The 18,773-nt window shown below is 39.8% G+C and carries 18 protein-coding genes; 12 read left to right on the top strand and 6 right to left on the bottom strand.

The window, feature by feature from the left end; all coding sequences use genetic code 11:
- Positions 1 to 160 precede the first annotated feature (160 nt).
- The 3 genes from ribH to ytxJ all read left to right on the top strand — a co-directional run bounded on the left by ribH (position 161) and on the right by ytxJ (position 1,313).
- Positions 161 to 652 (top strand): 6,7-dimethyl-8-ribityllumazine synthase, encoded by a 492-nt coding sequence (gene ribH, locus AC04Q1_RS20720; RefSeq protein WP_478366471.1) that lies wholly within the window; start codon positions 161 to 163, stop codon positions 650 to 652.
- 116 nt (positions 653 to 768) lie between these two features.
- Positions 769 to 891 carry a hypothetical protein gene (locus AC04Q1_RS20715; protein ID WP_255420130.1) on the top strand — a complete coding sequence of 41 codons (123 nt, stop codon included), beginning with the start codon at positions 769 to 771 and terminating at the stop codon, positions 889 to 891.
- Positions 892 to 980: 89 nt separating this feature from the next.
- Positions 981 to 1,313, top strand: coding sequence for a bacillithiol system redox-active protein YtxJ (ytxJ, locus tag AC04Q1_RS20710; RefSeq protein WP_478366470.1), 333 nt, complete (start codon positions 981 to 983; stop codon positions 1,311 to 1,313).
- Positions 1,314 to 1,600: 287 nt separating this feature from the next.
- Here the strand turns inward: ytxJ and AC04Q1_RS20705 are convergent, their stop codons facing one another.
- The gene (locus AC04Q1_RS20705) at positions 1,601 to 3,118 is read right to left on the bottom strand and encodes a malate:quinone oxidoreductase (RefSeq protein WP_478366469.1); all 1,518 of its coding nucleotides are present in this window, start codon (positions 3,116 to 3,118) and stop codon (positions 1,601 to 1,603) included.
- 386 nt (positions 3,119 to 3,504) lie between these two features.
- On the opposite strand from AC04Q1_RS20705, the gene AC04Q1_RS20700 reads away from it, so the two are divergent.
- On the top strand, positions 3,505 to 4,806 hold the full coding sequence (locus tag AC04Q1_RS20700) for a hypothetical protein (RefSeq protein WP_478366468.1): 1,302 nt from the start codon (positions 3,505 to 3,507) through the stop codon (positions 4,804 to 4,806).
- 90 nt (positions 4,807 to 4,896) lie between these two features.
- On the opposite strand, the gene AC04Q1_RS20695 is transcribed toward AC04Q1_RS20700, so the two are convergent.
- Both AC04Q1_RS20695 and msrA read right to left on the bottom strand, forming a co-directional pair.
- A complete protein-coding gene (locus AC04Q1_RS20695) occupies positions 4,897 to 5,247 on the bottom strand; it encodes a VOC family protein (protein WP_478366467.1) in 351 nt (116 codons plus the stop codon).
- Between the two features lie 64 nt (positions 5,248 to 5,311).
- Complete coding sequence (gene msrA / locus AC04Q1_RS20690; RefSeq protein WP_478366466.1) at positions 5,312 to 5,911, bottom strand: peptide-methionine (S)-S-oxide reductase MsrA; 600 nt, start codon at positions 5,909 to 5,911, stop codon at positions 5,312 to 5,314.
- A 256-nt stretch (positions 5,912 to 6,167) separates the two neighbouring features.
- Here msrA and AC04Q1_RS20685 point away from each other — a divergent pair, with 256 nt between their 5' ends.
- Positions 6,168 to 7,130 (top strand): isopenicillin N synthase family dioxygenase, encoded by a 963-nt coding sequence (locus AC04Q1_RS20685; protein WP_478366465.1) that lies wholly within the window; start codon positions 6,168 to 6,170, stop codon positions 7,128 to 7,130.
- A 93-nt stretch (positions 7,131 to 7,223) separates the two neighbouring features.
- Complete coding sequence (locus AC04Q1_RS20680) at positions 7,224 to 8,066, top strand: DUF6929 family protein (protein WP_478366464.1); 843 nt, start codon at positions 7,224 to 7,226, stop codon at positions 8,064 to 8,066.
- A 71-nt stretch (positions 8,067 to 8,137) separates the two neighbouring features.
- Here the strand turns inward: AC04Q1_RS20680 and AC04Q1_RS20675 are convergent, their stop codons facing one another.
- The 3 genes from AC04Q1_RS20675 to AC04Q1_RS20665 form a co-directional block, all read right to left on the bottom strand.
- On the bottom strand, positions 8,138 to 9,955 hold the full coding sequence (locus AC04Q1_RS20675) for a serine hydrolase domain-containing protein (protein WP_478366463.1): 1,818 nt from the start codon (positions 9,953 to 9,955) through the stop codon (positions 8,138 to 8,140).
- Positions 9,942 to 11,576 (bottom strand): amidohydrolase, encoded by a 1,635-nt coding sequence (locus tag AC04Q1_RS20670; RefSeq protein WP_478366462.1) that lies wholly within the window; start codon positions 11,574 to 11,576, stop codon positions 9,942 to 9,944. The genes AC04Q1_RS20675 and AC04Q1_RS20670 overlap by 14 nt, the downstream gene beginning before the upstream one ends.
- 260 nt (positions 11,577 to 11,836) lie before the next feature.
- On the bottom strand, positions 11,837 to 12,400 hold the full coding sequence (locus tag AC04Q1_RS20665) for a magnetosome magnetite crystal formation protein family (protein WP_478366461.1): 564 nt from the start codon (positions 12,398 to 12,400) through the stop codon (positions 11,837 to 11,839).
- A 310-nt stretch (positions 12,401 to 12,710) separates the two neighbouring features.
- Here AC04Q1_RS20665 and AC04Q1_RS20660 point away from each other — a divergent pair, with 310 nt between their 5' ends.
- The 6 genes from AC04Q1_RS20660 (at position 12,711) to AC04Q1_RS20635 (ending at position 18,675) form a co-directional block, all read left to right on the top strand.
- Positions 12,711 to 12,926, top strand: a complete 216-nt coding sequence (locus AC04Q1_RS20660; RefSeq protein WP_478366460.1) for a hypothetical protein — start codon at positions 12,711 to 12,713, stop codon at positions 12,924 to 12,926.
- Between the two features lie 98 nt (positions 12,927 to 13,024).
- A complete protein-coding gene (mutL, locus tag AC04Q1_RS20655; protein WP_478366459.1) occupies positions 13,025 to 14,863 on the top strand; it encodes a DNA mismatch repair endonuclease MutL in 1,839 nt (612 codons plus the stop codon).
- A 120-nt stretch (positions 14,864 to 14,983) separates the two neighbouring features.
- Positions 14,984 to 15,685 (top strand): rhomboid family intramembrane serine protease, encoded by a 702-nt coding sequence (locus AC04Q1_RS20650; protein WP_478366458.1) that lies wholly within the window; start codon positions 14,984 to 14,986, stop codon positions 15,683 to 15,685.
- Positions 15,678 to 16,532, top strand: coding sequence for a rhomboid family intramembrane serine protease (locus tag AC04Q1_RS20645; protein ID WP_478366457.1), 855 nt, complete (start codon positions 15,678 to 15,680; stop codon positions 16,530 to 16,532). The genes AC04Q1_RS20650 and AC04Q1_RS20645 overlap by 8 nt, the downstream gene beginning before the upstream one ends.
- Positions 16,532 to 17,644 (top strand): endonuclease/exonuclease/phosphatase family protein, encoded by a 1,113-nt coding sequence (locus AC04Q1_RS20640; RefSeq protein ID WP_478366456.1) that lies wholly within the window; start codon positions 16,532 to 16,534, stop codon positions 17,642 to 17,644. The genes AC04Q1_RS20645 and AC04Q1_RS20640 overlap by 1 nt, the downstream gene beginning before the upstream one ends.
- Before the next feature lie 398 nt (positions 17,645 to 18,042).
- A complete protein-coding gene (locus AC04Q1_RS20635) occupies positions 18,043 to 18,675 on the top strand; it encodes a nitroreductase family protein (protein ID WP_478366455.1) in 633 nt (210 codons plus the stop codon).
- Positions 18,676 to 18,773: the final 98 nt, after the last annotated feature.

Genomic DNA, 18,773 nt, shown 5'->3' with positions numbered 1-18,773 from the left:
GGTGAATTGCGTTTTAATCAAGATGGGCAGAACGTAAAAATTCCATAAGCGGTTAAAATTTATCTGATGATGATACTAATCTAACCATTCCCGAACAAAATGTTACAACCAGTAAACATTAAGGTTTTTAACATTCGGAGCATAACATTATCTTTGCGCCATGTCGACACAATTAAAAAACCTATCAGATTTCTCTCACACCACGGTTCCCAGCGGTGCAAACTATAAATTTGGGATCATTGTAGCCGAGTGGAATGCCGAAATTACCGGTGCCTTATACAATGGTGCGTTAAAAACTTTGTTGGCCAATGGGGTTGCAGCAGAAAACATCGTCTCTTTACCTGTTCCGGGAAGTTTCGAACTAACGGGTGGCGCGGAAATTCTTTTAAGCAAAAGAAGCGACATCGATGCGGTAATCTGTTTAGGCTGTGTAATTCAGGGTGATACCAAACACTTCGATTTTATTTGTGATGCTGTAGCACATGGCGTAACCAATGTAGGCATTAAATACAGTAAACCTGTGATTTTTGGCGTTTTAACCACCAATAACCTGGAACAAGCGCAAGACCGTGCGGGTGGCAAACATGGCAACAAAGGCGATGAGGCAGCGATTACAGCAATTAAAATGGCTGATTTTTCTGCTCAAATTTAAACTTGCATTTTAATAATTATTTGTACCTTAGGAGTTTAAAAATTATCAAATCCGGCGACGCCTTCGTGAATAAATCACAACTGTTTGATCGCCATTGAAATAACAAATACATACGGATGAAAAAAGTAGCCATCTTATTATTGGCGGTGTTTTGCACCATTACCATTTTAGAATCTTGTTCTTCTAAACTTTGTCCTGCTTATGGATCGTATCCAGAAGGCAAGCGCAGAAGAAACTAAGCTAGCTATATCTGTAATCTCATATTCAGGTCATTTGCAGAACTTTATTCAACTGCAATTGTTGTCCTGTAAACAATAATATTAATATCATGACTTGGGTTAACTTAACTTCAATAGAACAGCTTGACGAAATCAAAGACGCAAGCGGTTTTAGCCTTATTTTTAAGCACAGTACACGTTGCTCTATCAGTTTGATGGCTAAAAAGAATTTTGAATTTGATTGGGATATCATTCCGGCAGATACTAAACTTTATTTTTTAGATTTAATCAGTTACCGCGACATTTCCAATAAAATTGCAGAAGTATTCCAGGTAGCACATCAATCGCCACAGATTTTATTAATCAAAGACGGCGATTGCGTACTGGAAGCATCGCACAGCGATATTTCTGCCGATGAAGTTGCAGAAGTGATTGCCGCTTAAACATAAAGACTTTTTTTCACTAAAGAGGGTATTCAAGCAATTGGATACCCTTTTTGGTGTATTAGAATTGTATTCCTTTTTTTTTTAGAAAAGCAAGGTTCGGTGAGTGATCGGTTACAGTAGTCCTGCTGTACACTGTAGCCCTGATTAGAAAAAAATCGGGGGCTGCCGTTTCCATCAGGTTTATTAACGGAGGGCCTGTGAAGAGAAACAGCAAACATTCCTACGGAACAAGAAAGGTCCCGATTTACATCGGAACCTCTTAAAAAATTTATTGCTGTTATTAATTAAGCAGTTACAGTATTTTCTATTTTCAAAACCTTTGAGGTTCTGCTTCTGGTTTCTTTGCAAAGATCGGCATCTTTCGCAAGTGATTTGCCATACGTTGGGATCATTTCTTTAATTTTGGCCTGCCATTCGTCAGTTGCCAAATCTTCAGCAAAACAACGGTTTAACAGATCAAGCATAATTGAAACCGCTGTTGAAGCACCAGGAGAAGCGCCCAACAAAGCTGCAATAGAACCATCGGCGGCGCTTACCACTTCTGTACCGAACTCTAAAATACCACCTTGTTTCTCATCCTTTTTAATTACCTGAACACGTTGTCCGGCATATTCCAGCTCCCAGTCTTTAAGTTCGGCAGTTGGTAAATATTCTTTCAGGGCTTCTAATCTATCTTCCGGTGATTGTCTTACCTGTTCGATCAAATACTTTGTTAAATCGAGATTATGCAACCCGGCTGAGATCATCGGGCGGATATTATTAAATTTTATCGATTTTGGTAAATCTAAGAAAGATCCGTTTTTAAGGAACTTCGTAGAGAATCCCGCGTAAGGACCAAATAACAAGGCCTGTTTGCCATTAATCATCCTGGTATCCAGGTGAGGTACCGACATTGGAGGTGCACCAACTGCAGCCTTGCCATATACCTTGGCATGGTGTTTTTTAATAATTTCCTCGTTGGTACATTTTAACCATTGCCCGCTAACCGGGAAACCGCCAAAACCTTTTCCCTCAGGGATATCAGATTTTTCTAGTAATGGCAGAGAACCACCACCCGCACCGATAAATACAAATTTGGCTACACGTTTACGTTTATCACCGCTTTCTAGATCTTTAACTTTTACGATCCAGTTACCGTCTTTATTCTTTTTCAGATCGCGGATTTCGTGATTGAAATGCAGCGTAACGTTACTTTGCTCCTTTAAGTTGTTAAACATGTCGCGGGTTAACGTGCCGAAGTTGACATCGGTTCCCAGATCCATCTTTGTTGCGGCAACTTTTTCGCTTTTTTTCCGGCCATCCATAATTAGCGGTGCCCAGTTTTTTACCTGCTCTGTTTCTTCGGTATATTGCATATCGCTAAACAGATCGCATTGCGTTAATGCATCATAGCGTTTTTTAAGATATTCTACATTTTTCTTTCCCCAAACAAAACTCATGTGGGGAATATTGCGGATAAAATTGCAGGGATCTGAAACCAATCCTTTGTTCACTAAGTAAGACCAAAACTGCTTGGAAACCTCAAAATGTTCAGCAATCTGAACAGCTTTTTTAATTTCAACCGTACCGTCCTTCTTCTCGGGCGTATAGTTTAATTCACAAAAAGCGGAGTGCCCTGTTCCGGCATTATTCCAGGCATCAGAACTTTCTGCCGCCGCAATATCCAAACGTTCGTAAATTTCGATACTTAAATTGGGCTCTAATTGTTTTAATAAAACACCAAGGGTTGCACTCATGATGCCGGCCCCTATTAAAATTACATCAGCGTCAGTTTTACCAACTGTCTTTTTCTTTTTTGTCATCTTACTTTAAAGGAGTTACAAATTTAGAATGATTTTAAACATCTCACGAATTTTAGGGCACTAAATCTTAAAAAAATTGCCTTAAAATTAGAAACAACGTCACTTTTTTAACGGGTTCTAATCAAATTTTAATCCAAACTATACCGCACTCAACGGACAAACCAAAAAAGACATTAAATTAACACATGGCCACAGTTATGAAATCGTTAAAAGCCCTGGTTGATTCTTTAAAATATTTATCATTTTGCCTCTAAACAACCATGATATTTAAGAAATCAACAACAATTAACAGGATTATGGCAAAAAAAACCATACTAAAAGACATCATCTGCATTTTCTTAGCCTAAAACATTAGTTTTACAGATCTATTTATTGAACCATACCTCATGAAAAAATTAATCCTGCTCTTTATTATAATATTTTTCACAGCATGCTCACGTGAAAAAACCGATCAGCTTTTGCTCGAACTGGATCAAAAGAAACTGGCCGAAAACATTAATTATGATAAAATCACCTTTTACAAATTCGCGAAGATAGCGGTCCGCTCAGCTGCAGTTCAGGATACTACCCTACCTGAGTATCAAAAATTCAGCAAGCAGGCACAAAGTGTTGTCAGAACGTTAAATACAATAAACGGACATCACAACGAAAGCATTTCTGTGATCGATGCCCTAAGGGTATATAAAGAATATCGGGCTGTGAAACAATTTGTAAAAGAAACGGACGAAGATGTTTTCCCATTGCTTAGTGCTGGTTTTATCGCCATGAAAACGGATTCCAAAACGGCGCAGCCTTTCTTTAAAGATTCGAACAAAGCCTACAATCAAAATATAGAACATGCCATTTTAAGTATGGCGGTGTTAGCAACCAGAGATCTGGGACAACCTTTTGCATTGTATGAATGTTCCAAAACCCAACCTGAGCTGTTGAATGACTCGGAAGTTAAAACACTTTTGGAGTTTGTCCGCGGTTTTCTGTTTTTTAGCAACAGCCTGTTTTACCTGTCGGAAGATGGCCTTTCCCGGAACATCAAATGGCTCGACAAAAACGAAAAAATCCCGTTCCCCTATACCAAATCCTTTTTTGGCTGGGGCCGTTTAAATGATGAACAGACACATTTGGCCTTCCACAGTATGAACTACCTGTTTAGAGGTTTCGACCGTATGCGGATGGAGCGTAAAATTGACGAAGAAAGATCACTTGAAGATTTTGAGTCCTTTTTAACCGATATGAATAAACTGGGTATTCAAAACGAACTGGTTTGGGGAATAACTGCTTATTTGAATCTAAAAAAAGAACAACCAGAAAAATCGCTGCCGGCACTGGAAAAGCTGAGTCAAAGCCCCTTATTCTCTAACAGTGAACGAGAGGCATTACAAAAAAGCATTGTTTATGTAAAAGACCGTAAAAGCGATAAGGCACTAACCAGTGTGTACGACAAAGCATTTATGGGCAAAATCGCCACCAAATACATGTTCGCTATGCTTTCAAAAATAGATTGGGAAAAACTGATGAAACAACAAGGTGTTCCTTACACCGAAACAATCTTTGCCGGTATCGGCAAGTTTAAAGCGTTATCTAATTCGGTAAGTGAATACACACAGCCATCAACCATCGAAAAAGGCAAGAAAGAAATCGGCAAAAAAGGTAATGAACTACTTGAGAAAGCTAAAGGCCTGTGGAATTAGAAAGAAGTTTAACCAAGGATGAAGAAGATGCATACATATAAACAATAAATATTTACCTGTAGGTTGTTTGTAAACCTAATGGCTAAACCTTTAAATATGGCTTAAGATATTAACCAGTTTACCAAAGGGATCTCTGGTGTAAAATCTTCTTACACCCCAGGGTTCATTTACCGGACCATATTCGACCGGAAATCCAGCTGTTTTCACTTTATCCAATACTTCATCTATATTTTCTACTTCGATAGATAAGTCTGGGGTCTGCGTCCCAGAACCTCCTTCTGAGGCAAAACTCAACTGTACATCCATTTTTTGCCCTTCCACACCATAAGTGGCTATCCAACCATGATCCATCATTAAATCAAGGCCCAGTATATCCCGGTAGAAACTGGCCGCATCAGCGATTTTTCGGGTATCGATATTCAGTACAATTCTTTTTACCATAGCTAAATTATTAAACAACAAAAAGCCCTGCAATGTTTATTACAGGGCTCTTCAACCTCACTTATTAGTCTTTAAGCTTTGCTTTAAATACTTTTTCCAATTTTTCTATTTTTGGCTGGATCACTAACCTGCAATAGGGTTCGCTTCCATTTTTATTGAAATAGTTCTGGTGATAATTTTCGGCGATATAAAATGGTTTGGCCGCTTCGATCGCCGTTACTACTTTTTTACCATATGCATTGGTTTTATTCAACTCTGCTTTATATTTCTCTGCTAAAGCCTTTTGCTCAGCAGTATGGTAAAAAACAACAGAACGGTATTGTGTACCGCTATCAGCACCTTGTCGGTTTAAGGTTGTTGGATCATGGCTTTTCCAAAAAACTTCCAATAAATCATCATAAGAAATCACCATCGGATTGTAGGTGATCTCCAAAACCTCAGCATGTCCGGTGGCACCAGTGCACACTTCTTCATAAGTTGGATTGGTTAAGGTACCGCCTTCGTAACCAGATTTAACAGAAACTACACCTTTTAACCGTTGAAAGATGGCTTCCGTACACCAAAAACAGCCCATCCCGAATGTGGCCTTTTCTGTCTTTTTCCCTTGGGCATTCGCCTGGTTTAAGGCCAATACCGTTAATAACATTAAAATTATTTTCTTCATTGTGTGTGTTTTTTAATCAAGCGCAGAGCTTATAGCTTCTTGCTTTTGCTTACCTATATTACGAAATAAAATGAACGATAGTTTCTTTCGAATCAATAATGGATTTAACATGACAATCGCAACAATTTGTGAATTCCAGTGTTAATGTTAACAACTTAAAATATTGATTCATAAATTTTTAAACTGCAAATCCATAGACCAACCGCACTTATTAACAATTCTTTTTTAAATTCGTATAACATTAAAATTTAAAATTATGTCTACACCGTATATTCCTTGCTTAGATTTAGGCTCTTACATCAATGGTTCAGCAGAAGACCGTAAAAAGTTTTCTGACGAATTGGGCAGGGCTTTTAACGATTCGGGTTTTGTTACCATCACCAACCATGGTTTAAGTCAGGAAATGATTGATAAGCTTTATGAAAATATTAAAGCGGCCTTTTCGCTCCCCGTTGAAACAAAGAGAAAATACGAAAAACCAGAACTGGCTGGTCAACGTGGTTATACCAGTGCGGGCAAAGAAACGGCTAAAGGTGCTAAAACACCAGATTTAAAAGAATTCTGGCAGATTGGCCAGGAAGTAACCGATGGCGATCCGGTTAAAAATGAATATCCTGACAATGAAGTTTTAGAGGAATTACCTGAGTTTAACAAGGTAACGGGCGACATCTATAAGAAACTGGAAGAAAACGGAACACATTTATTACGCGCTATTGCTACTTACCTGGAATTGCCGATCAATTATTTCGACAAACACGTACATAACGGAAATTCTATTTTGAGAGGCATCCATTACTTCCCGATTGAAAACCCGGAAACCATTCCTGATGATGCAGTACGTGCAGGTGCACATGAAGACATTAACCTGATTACCTTACTAATTGGTGCAAGTGCTGATGGCTTGGAGGTGTTAACCCGCAGCAATGAGTGGCTGCCGATTAAAGCACATCATACCGATATCGTAGTAAATGTTGGCGACATGTTACAACGTTTAACCAACAATAAATTAAAATCGACTACACATAGAGTGGTAAACCCGCCGCGCGAATTGATGAAAACCTCACGTTTTTCAGTTCCTTTTTTCCTACACCCACGCAGTGATATGGATTTAACCAGTTTACCCTCCACCATTGATGCGGAACATCCTAAAGCCTATAGCGACATGACTGCCGGAGAATACTTAGATGAAAGATTAAGAGAAATTGGATTGAAAAAATAGTTGGGAGTTGTCAGTTTGGAGTTCTGACAAATCGCAACAGAAAATTTAAAAGCATCGGTTAAAAAACCGATGCTTTTTTGTTATTTAGATAATATGTATTCAGCACATTTAGACGTTTTCGCCGAAATTGAAGGAATTGGCTCTGCCTCAGGGTTATTCGCAAGTGGAGATTTGCTTTACATTATAGGCGATAACAGTGCTTATTTAAATGCATACCACATTAAAACCAGACAGCTTCGCAAGATTCAGGTATTATTTAACACAGGACTAAAGCAGCTGGAAAACATCCCCAAATCCATAAAACCCGATTTCGAAATTCTTTGTCACAACAACAATAAGCTCTACATTTTAGGTTCGGGCTCTACCCCTAAAAGAAACCTGATGATCGAATTCGATCTCACAACACAAAAGGTTGTTCAAAAAGACCTCACCAAAACGTATAACCTACTTAAATCAATCGCCAAAATAGACAACCAGAATTTTAACCTTGAAGGTGCAATTTTTACCGGCACCGAATGGTTACTTTTTAACCGTGGCAATGGAATCGATGCAAAGAATGGCATATTTAAAATCCACGGAGCAGATTTAGCCGACACTCACCAAATTAAATTTAATAGTTTTAAACTCCCCAACATTGATCATGTAGAATCTTCTTTTACGGACGCTGTACTGGTGAAAAATGAAATATTTTTTACGGCCACGGCAGAAGATGCCAAATCAACTTATGCTGACGGGGAAATTTTAGGCAGTTTTATTGGCAGTATTGACCTGCAGACTTTAAAACTGACCTTCAGCAATAAAATTCCTGGCAAACATAAGTTTGAAGGTATTACTTTATTGAATCAGAATGAACGCGGCACAACATTTTTATTGTGTGAAGACCGCGATACAGAAGAACTTAAAACGGTAGTTTATAAGTTAGAAATCAATCTTTAGCTAAAAAAGTTGTCAACTTTCTGGCATATGGCCGGTAAAGCTGACAACTCTGAATACAGATAAACCAGATTTTATTTCTTCGATTCATCAATGGCCTTGTTCACCACATCCTGAATTCTTCCCCTGATTTTTAAATTGGATAGTTTATCGGTAACCGTAGGATTAACACGGTTGGACAAAAACACATATACCAAACCACGCGATGGATCTACCCAAACACAGGTACCGGTATAACCCGTATGACCATAGGTTTGTGGCGAAGCCAACTCTGAAGGATAATGTTTGCTACTGTCCGGATCCCAGCGGTCAAAACCCAAGCCCCTGCGGCTCACATTCGATTGTTTTGACGTAAACATATCTACCGTTGCATTTTTGAAATATTCTGTTCCACCATAGATACCACGGTTTAACAGCATCTGGTAAATAATCGCCAGATCGTTGGCGCTTGCAAATAAACCTGCATGACCAGAAACACCTCCTGCCAAAGCCGCTCCCTGATCGTGAACATAACCCACTAATAACGTCTTCCTGAAGTAAGTATCCATTTCAGTCGGGATAATCTGCTCTGGTTTAAAACGGTTGCGGGGTAAAAAGCCTGCGGTCTGCATGCCTAATGGTTTGTAAAAATTTTCGTAGGCATACTGATTTAAAGGCTCTTCGCTGATATGCTCTACAATATCTTTCATTACGTACATACTGATATCGCTGTACACATATTTGCCCCGGGTTTTAATGGGCGAGTTGAGCATTTTAGGCCACATGAAATCCTTAAAAAAGCCTTTTTTAATGTAGTAGTTATCAGCTACTTTGGTGGGATAAGCTGCAGATGAATCTCTGCTGTAATCGCCAGTTTTCACATAATCGTGAAAAGGGATATAAGGGATAAAACCTGCCTGGTGCAACATTACTTCACGAACCTGGATATTGTTCATCGGTGTGGTACGTGCTTTTGGGATATAGGCCCCGATATTTGTATCTAATTTTAGCTTTCCTTCTTCGAACAAACGCATTACCGCAGGCGTTGTGGCGGTTACCTTGGTTACCGAAGCCAGATCGAAAATATCGGTTACTTTATCGGGCACATTGGTATCGTAAGTGTGTGTACCGTAGGCTTTGTTAAAGATTACCTTACCGTCTTTAGCGACTAAAACCACCAATCCCGGGGTTGCCTTCTGACTGATTGCTTCGGCGGCAATGGCATCAATTTCTTTTAAGTTATTCGAATTTAAGCCAGCATCTTCGGGTACGGTATACTTTAAACGGGTAGCTATGGTGGTAAAGCCCGACCCCATGGTGTAACGGGCAGAAAAGGCAGTAGTTAACTTATTTGTTGCTGCAATACCGCCAAAAATATATTGGGGAACAATTGCGGCAGCATCTGCATTGTTTTGGCCCGTCCATACAATTGGTGATTTTAGCAGATCGAATGATTTTAAACCCGGCCCATTGCCGAAGAAAGAAATAATGACCTGTTTATTTTTACTGATGCTATTAATGAAATTAATATATTTCGCCTTAGTTACATTTTGATCGTCGATACTGATTAAAACGGTATTGAAATATTTAAGATCATCTTCTAAATCATTCAGGTTCACACTGTCCTTATAGGCATCGGCAGAAAACGAAGTGATTTTATCGTACTTATTGGCCAGGCTATCGAATACCGTGCTGTAGGCAAAACTCAGACTAACCGATGCAATATTCATTTTATCGAGCGATTTTAAAGGAATAACCGCATCCTGATTGTTCAACAATACCGTTGTGCCGGAAATGGCATTGGCAATGGAGAGTTTTTTTTCATTTGCTGTATGCTCCTGTGCGCAAGCCATTAAACATAAAACATTACAGCAGGTTGCCACAGCCAGGATATACAATCTATTTCGCTTCATATACTTTTTCTCCGTTCAGGTAGGTTTTTAAAACTTTGGTTTTTAATATGTTTTGTGGTGTTGATTTCAAAATATCGTGATCGAGCATAACAAAATCGGCCAGTTTCCCTTTTTCCAAACTGCCTTTTTCCTGTTCTTCGAAATTGGCTTTTGCAGCCCAAATGGTCATTCCACGTAATGCTTCCTCGGGTGTTAAGGCATTTTCCATCTGGAAACCTCCATTAGGAAAACCTTTTGCATCTTCTCTCACCGTTGCAGCATAAAACGTTAATAATGGATTAATGTTTTCGACCGGAAAATCGGTACCTAAAGGAATCCAACCGTTCTGCTTCAACAATTGTTTGTAAGCATAGGCACTTTTCAACCTTTCGGCACCTAAACGCTGTCCGGCCCAATACATATCGGAAGTGGCGTGCGTTGGTTGCACCGAGGGTATAATATTTGCTTTTCCAAAAAGATCAAAGTCGTTTTTATTAACCACCTGTGCATGCTCAATACGCCAGCGCTGATCGTTTTTGCCCTTTAAAATTTTATTGTAGATATTCAGAATTACGCGGTTGGCCGAATCGCCAATGGCATGGGTACACATCTGGAAATGATTGGCGGCTATTTTCTGGGCTACATCTTCAAAATGTTTCTGATCGCTCAACAGAAAACCTGTTTTACCGGGCATATCGCTATATGCATGTAGCAAACACGCACCACGCGAACCTAAAGCACCGTCGGCATATACTTTAAATGCCCGAACATTTAGCCTGTCGGTTTTAATCGGCCCGCGGCTAAAAAGGTAATTGTAATTATCCGGCTCATCCGAAAGCATAACGTAAAGCCTCATTTTAAGCTTTTTTTCCTTCTGGAGTTTTTCGATAAATTCTACCGCCAAATAACTCAGGCCACAATCATCAATTGTGGTTAAGCCTGCTGCGAAACAGTTTTTTTGTGCATCTATAAATATTTTTTCGGCAAGTTTGGCATCCGGTGATGGGATTTTATGCTCCACTAAAGTCACCGCATTATCGATTAAAACGCCGGTTAATTTTCCATTTTGTGTAAGCATATCGCCACCAACCAGTTTCTGCCTGTCTTTAATTCCTGCCGCATCCAATGCTTTTTGGTTGGCAATGGCGGCGTGACCATCTACACGGTTTAAAAATACAGGCCGGCCGGGGAAAAGGGCCGTTAGTTTTTCGTTTGTAGGAAAAGCTTTGTTTTCCCAATCGTTTTGGTCCCAGCCATTACCGATTAACCAGCCATCCGGGTGTGTTTTGGCAAAATCGGTTAAACGGTTAAGCACCTCGTCCCATGATTTTGTTTCCCTTAAATCGGCAGTTTGTAAATTTTGTCCATAACCATAAAAATGGGCATGGGCATCGATAAAACCGGGATAAACTGCCTTACCATTAGCGTTAATCTCTTCCTTACCAGCATACTTTGACTTGATATCGTCACTTTTACCTAATGCCAGGATTTTACCGCCTTTCACAGCGAAGGCCTCAACGGTATCGAACTTACTGTTTACCGTATAAACTTTGGCATTGTATACAATTACATCAACTTCTTCTTTTTTGGTACAAGAAGTAAACAGTAGGGCCAGAAAGACGGTATATAAAATGGATTTCATATCGATAAAGATAGAAAATGAAATCGTTTGGTTTTGTAAATTCGGTTTTACAGAGATCGTGAATGGTTTGCCACGCCTGCCCTGCCATTCAGGCGGGGAAACACTGAAGGCACGGAATATCACCTCACCCATGATTAATTTCGAGCCTGAGAAGTTAAAGCAATATTTTTGTCACCACAGACATCCAGGAATAACACAGATTTTTATTCGTGCATACATCGATGGTCTGCGTCCCGCTACAGACCACTTAAGTTTTAGTCTTAAAAAAACGGAATTGCCGGCTTGTAGATTACTACTTTATTCTTTCTACTTCTAAAAGCATTCATCACTATAATTATAAAATTTAAGGTGTAAAAGCCACCAATCAAAACCATAAAAGTATATATCCTAAAGATCCCTCCAAAATGCATCATCTTAGCCAGAATGGTTAGGACATACAAGAGGACAATGGCCAAAGTCCAGGTGGCCTGAAAATTGATCAGCTTTTTACCCGCTTCATCCAGGCGTGGATCACCATTGCGTTTAAAATACCATAAAATTAAGGGCACGATAAAGCCCAAAACCGGATAAACAATAAAACTCAGCGCCGAGAGGTTTAAGAGCGGAATCAGTTGCGCCTGTTCTTTTTCCACCTGACCGGTTAAATCGATGGGTTTTAAATCAAAAGCCTGCGCCAACCGGATCAGGGTATCGCCCCTGGCTTCGGTTTCATTCTGTTCGATACGCTGGATGGTGCGCAAACTCAATTGTGTCTGTTTTGCCAATTCTTCCTGACTAAACCCAAATTGGCTTCTCAGTTCTTTTACCTTGTCTGATAACTTCATATTTTAGTTGATTGCGTAAAACAAATGTAAAGGATCAGATTTACATTTAGCCACGACGTGTTTACGTCATTTTAATGCCAAACTACTGCTAAGCATATCATTTTACACAGTTTATTGAACAGATTTACGTCTTTCTACCTCCGAGCCTATCTTTCTATCCTCAAACATATTCTTCCTCCTTCCAGACTACCTTTTTCTACTTCGGAATACCAAAATTGCTGTTCTGAAGTACTTTTTAATCCCAACGGTTGATTCTTACAGGCAAATTGGTCACTGCGTTTAGGACAAGAAGCCTTTGTAAATAAACCTGATGGCAGCAATATCCTTTTGTCGGTCGCCCTGGGCGGAGCCGAAGGTAGCCAAAAGATATCGCGAACAGCAGGACTACCCGAACCGATCGACACCAAAACCTGCTTTTCAAAAAGGAAATAAGAAACTGAAGCAGAAGCAATTCATTCTTCTTCATAAGGATTCTTTAAACGTTCAGGATGACAACCAAAGAAAAACAGAGCTATCGGGCAATTAATTCTATTTACCTACAGTCATTTACATGTTGAGTTTTAAACAAATCGGGTTCATTAAGCTTATTTTGCATAATTTAGCGAATTCACTTTGCCTTAATACATGACTGATATTATTCACTTATTGCCTGATGCTGTTGCCAATCAAATTGCTGCCGGAGAAGTTGTTCAACGACCTGCCTCTGCGGTAAAAGAATTGCTCGAAAATTCTATAGATGCTGGTGCAGATAAAATTCAACTGGTAGTAAAAGATGCCGGAAAGGCACTGATTCAGATTATTGATAATGGCTGTGGAATGAGCGTTACCGACGCGAGGATGTGTTTCGAACGCCACGCTACTTCTAAGGTAAAAAAAGCTGAAGATTTATTCGCCATCCGTACCATGGGTTTCAGGGGGGAAGCCATGGCTTCTATTGCGGCAATATCGCAGGTAGAAATGAAAACCCGGAGGCATGAGGATGAAATTGGCACCTGTATCTCGATCGAAGGGGCTCAGGTAACCAACCAGGAGCCCGTTGCTACCTCACCAGGAACACAGATTTCGATCAAAAACTTATTTTTCAATACCCCTGCCCGAAGGAATTTTCTGAAAAGCAATCCGGTAGAAATGCGCCACATTTTAGACGAATTTCAGAGGGTTGCATTGGCGCACCCTGCTGTTTTTTTTAGTCTGCACCATGATGGTGTTGAAATATTCAACCTGCCAAAGGGCAATTTAAAACAGCGTATTGTTCATCTTTTTGGCAACAACTATAACGAACGTTTGGTGCCTGTTGAAGAAGAAACCACCATTATAAATCTGAAGGGATACATTGGAAAACCTGCTTTTGCAAAGAAAACACGGGGCGAACAGTTCTTTTTTGTGAATAACCGCTTTATCAAGGATCCCTATTTAAACCACGCCGTAAGTTCGGCTTTCGAGGATTTATTACCAGACGACAGTTATCCGCTGTATGTACTGTTTATCGAGATCGATCCTTCAAAAATTGATGTAAACGTACATCCTACCAAAACCGAGATCAAGTACCTGGATGAAAAATCCATCTATGCGATCATGAAATCAGCGGTAAAACGTTCGATTGGCCGTTACAACATTTCGCCCACTCTGGATTTTGATCAGGAAACGGGTTTCAGTAACATGATTACCCATAAAGCGGTTGAAGATATTGTACCCCCAAGCATTAATTTTAATCCTGATTTTAATCCCTTTGCCAGCGACAGTAGCTCTACTTCCGGTTATGCTACTTCACCAAGAAATTACGAAGCCAAACCAAGTGCAAAAAACTGGGGCTCACTTTATGAAATAACCGATCAGCCTGTTGTAGAGCAAACCTCTATTTATGCTGATGAAACGGTTTTAGAAACCAAGCAAAAGCAGTATATGCAATTGCACAACCGCTATATCGTTTCGCAGATTAAATCGGGATTAATGGTAATTGACCAACAAATGGCACATGAGCGGATCCTTTACGAACGTTTTCTCGTACATCTGGATGACCGCAAAGGTGCATCCCAACAGAGCTTGTTTCCACAAACCATTACACTTAATGCCAACGATTTCGAACTGGCCAAAAGTTTACTGGACGATATAAAAAGTTTGGGCTTTGATGTACGCGAATTTGGAAAAAATACGTTGGTAGTAGAGGGCGTTCCGGTTGATCTGGGGAGTAGTAACATTAACGAAACGCAGTTGTTTGAACAATTGATCGAGGGTTTTAAAAATTCGCAGCAGGAACTGAAACTAAGCAAGCGCGATAGTCTGGCAAGAAGTTTAGCTAAAAACAGTGCGATTAAAGCGGGAACAAGCCTTGGTCAGGAAGAAATGAATACGCTGATTGATGAACTTTTTGCCTGTAAAACCCCTAACTTTAGCGTGAGCGGCAAACCGGTTATCCAAACCATTACTTTAGCGGAACTGGATAAGAAGTTTGAGAAGGGTTAGGCAGTTTTGAGTTGGGAGCTTGGAGTTCGGAGTCTAGCTTCTAAGCCCTGCCCGGTCTTCTTTTGAAGGAGGCAGGGGGATGAAAAAAAAATTAACCGATTAAGCAATTTTAAAAATTAAATGAATAACATATATATCCCGCCAGTAGTCAAAAACCTGCTGATTATTAACGTTTTGTTTTTCGCGGCTGCGAGTTTGCTGCCAAATCTTAAGCTAGATAATTTACTAGCCGTATTTTATTTCAATTCGCCAAATTTCAGATTCTGGCAACCCATTACCTATATGTTTATGCATGGGGGTATTGCGCACATCTTTTTCAATATGTTTGCGCTTTATTCTTTTGGTAGCCTGCTCGAATCGAGATGGGGAGCGAAAAAGTTTTTAGCCTTTTATTTCATTACGGGTTTAGGTGCATTATTTTTGCAATGGGCCGTACAGGCTTTTGAAGTGCAACAGATTATTGGCCAAATTACCTTATTTGAAGGTTGGCAGAAACACATTACCAGTCAGGCACAGATGGATACTTTAGGTGGAATTTATTATGGTGGCATGGTGGGTGCATCTGGTGCCATTTTCGGACTTTTGGTTGCCTTTGGCATGCTTTATCCAAATGCCGAATTATTGATTATGTTTATTCCTGTTCCTGTAAAAGCAAAATACATTATACCAGTTTATATTTTAGTGGAGTTATCTTTAGGCATCGCATCAATACAAGGCGATTCTATTGCGCATTATGCCCACCTGGGTGGTGCTTTAATCGGCTTTATACTCGTTAAAATATGGAAAGATAAAAACGATACATTTTATACACTCTATGAATAATACTTTCAAAGATTTAAAATTCAAGGTTTTTCAATCAGGCAACCCATTGTTCTTTTACATCGGAATTAATGTGATGCTTTTTTTAATTATCGCCGTGGTTGGGGTATTTAGCAAGCTGAGTGGTCATGGTGATATAATTGATGTGTTTGTAAGCGATTATCTAGGTTTACCGGCCAGCATTACCAAACTGCCCGAGCGCTTTTACACCATCTTTACCTACATGTTTATTCATGACGGGATTCTTCATATCCTATTCAATATGCTGGGATTATTCTGGTTCGGCAACATATTTATGAATTTCTTAAAAAGCCGTCAGTTCCACTTTGTATATCTCGCTGGCGGTTTATTTGGGGGTTTATTTGCCGTTGCTGCTTTAAACATCTTTCCACTGTATGCCAGCGGATTAGCAGGTGTAACCATTGTAGGCGCATCGGCCGCGGTAATGGCCGTCATTTTTGCTGCTGCAACACTGGTACCCAATTATACCATCATGCTGCTTTTCTTTGGCGAGGTTAAAATTAAATGGATTGCCATTGTATATTTTGTCCTCGATTTTATTGCCATCGGTTCGGTAAATGCAGGTGGAAGTTTAGCACACATTGGTGGTGCACTTTTAGGTTTTGCCTTTATTAAAAGCCTCCAAAACGGAAGAGACTGGAGCAAATTATTCCAGCGCAAACCAAAATTAAAAGTAGTACGCAATGAAAAACCGGTTAAAAAACCTGAATTTAAAGGCGGTGTTTCTCAACAGGAGATAGATGCCATTTTAGACAAGATATCTACTTCAGGGTACGATAAATTAACAGCGGTAGAAAAAGAAAAATTATTTAAGGCAAGCAAAGATTAATGGCCACAAAAAAAAAGAAATATGGTTTCCTGGATAAACTGCTCTTGCCCATTGCCGTAGTATTGGCTATTGCCCTGCTATTGGGCGTACTGGCCGGAAATATGGATCCGCGAAAACATGCCATCATTGCCTTTTTTGGCCTGGCCTATCCTTTTGTACTATTCATCAATATTATCTTTTTGGTTTGGTGGTTTTTAAGCAAAAAATGGATTTTCGCCATTGCTACCATTCTGGTTATTGCCCTTGGTGCTAAAACCTTAAAAGCAACTTTTGCCATTGGAGGTGATGAAGGCCTTGCAGAAAAAGCAGAAAACAGCATCAGAATGATGACCTACAATGTGCACAGCTTTAAACTGTATGGCGAAGACAATACCGAATCGGTAAAGGAAAAAATGCTACAGGTTGTAAAAGATCAAAATCCCGATATCATTTGTTTTCAGGAGTTTTTTACCCGTTATAAGGGTGCGTTTGATACGGTTGATAGCCTAAAAGCATTATTGAACACAAAATACTATTACTTCGTACCCACCAATAAAAACAGTTACGAGGCCGTTGGCCTGGCCATTTTCTCCAAATTCCCGATTAAAGATTCTGGTAAAATTCCTTTCGTTGAAGGTTTCCCTGGTAACATGAGCATTTACACGGATTTAAATATTAAAGGGAGAACCTTAAGGATTTACAATGTACATTTTCAGTCGATATCTTTCGAAAAACAGGATTACGATTACCTGGATAAGGTGAAGGAAATGAATACCGAACTGCAACCCTCTAAACGGATTTTAAGGATGCTCAAGAGTGCCTTTCTGAAGCGCAGTGGCCAGGTAGATATCATGAAAAAGGAAATGGCCACCTGTAAAACGCCATACCTGATTGCTGGCGATTTTAACGATACACCGGCTTCTTACGTGGTTACCCAAATTACGGATGGGCTAAACAACAGCTTCATTAAAAAGGGCAATGGTTTCGGGAAAACCTATAACGGTAAATTCCCAAACTTCCAGATCGATTACATTGCCACTTCAAAGGATTTAGAAGTATTAAACTATAAAATTACCCAGGCTAAATTATCAGATCATTTTCCGGTACGCAGCGATTTGAGGTTTGTACCTTAATTTTCCGTTTAAAAGAAATTTTCGACTAATGCTTATGTATTTTTGATTTGGAGCGCAGGGTGTGATATTGCAGCGTGCAGCCCTCTTGTCCCTAAACCCGATAAAGCGGAATAGCCCGGAGCGCAGCGAGGACTATAAGCGAAAGCGGGACTGAAAACCGCCAGCAACCACAGGCCGGTCATTTCCTAATTCAATAAATAGTAATATGCTTTATTTCGGGAAGTAAGACGAAAGACAAGATATTCTTATGGTCCGTGGAGACACGAACCATAGCAATGAACAAGCATGGAAATGATGACCTATTTACTGGTTATTTTTTTTCTTACCATACATCAACAATAGCTGTATCGCTAATCCCCATATTTGCCTAATAAAATTTAATAAAACCATTAAAAGATATGAGTTTAATAGATGCCCTAAACTGGCGTTATGCCGTTAAGAAAATGAACGGCCAACCGGTTGAACAAGAAAAGGTTGATAAAATTATTGCCGCTGCACACCTGGCACCAACATCATCAGGTTTACAGCCTTTTAAAGTGATTGTGGTAACCAATCAGGAATTAAAAGAGAAAATTGCACCGATTGCCTATAACCAATCGCAAATAATCGATTCGTCCCACTTATTAATTTTCGCGGCAAATGAAAACTATACCGAAGAAGGTATTGATGCCGTTTTTAGCCGAATGAACAGTGAGCGTGGCTTACCAGAAAGTGGAACGGATGCCTACAAAGCACAATTAAAAGGCATGATCTTGTCTAGAACGGCTGAAGAAAACTTTAACCATGCTGCGCGTCAGGCCTATATCGGTTTTGGTATTGCCATTGCAGAGGCCGCTTTGTTAAAAGTTGATGCTACACCGATGGAAGGTTTTAACGGCCCGGCTTTAGACGAACTTTTAGGCCTGGATAAAAAAGGTTTAAAGAGCGTAACCCTATTGCCATTAGGAAACAGAGACGAAGCTGGCGATTGGTTGGTAAACCTTAAAAAAGTGCGTGCACCTAAAGAGGAATTCTTAATCGAGTTTAAATAATTGGCAAACACATCATCATAATTTAAAACGGGCCGCCATTTTAGCGGCCTGTTTTGTTTTAGGGGGAATGCGGATGGCGCTTGGAGTTTGGCGTTTAG

The organism is Pedobacter humicola, assembly GCF_056490705.1.
The sequence above is the reverse complement of the archived record's forward strand: the minus strand, read 5'-3'. Positions and strand labels throughout refer to the sequence as shown.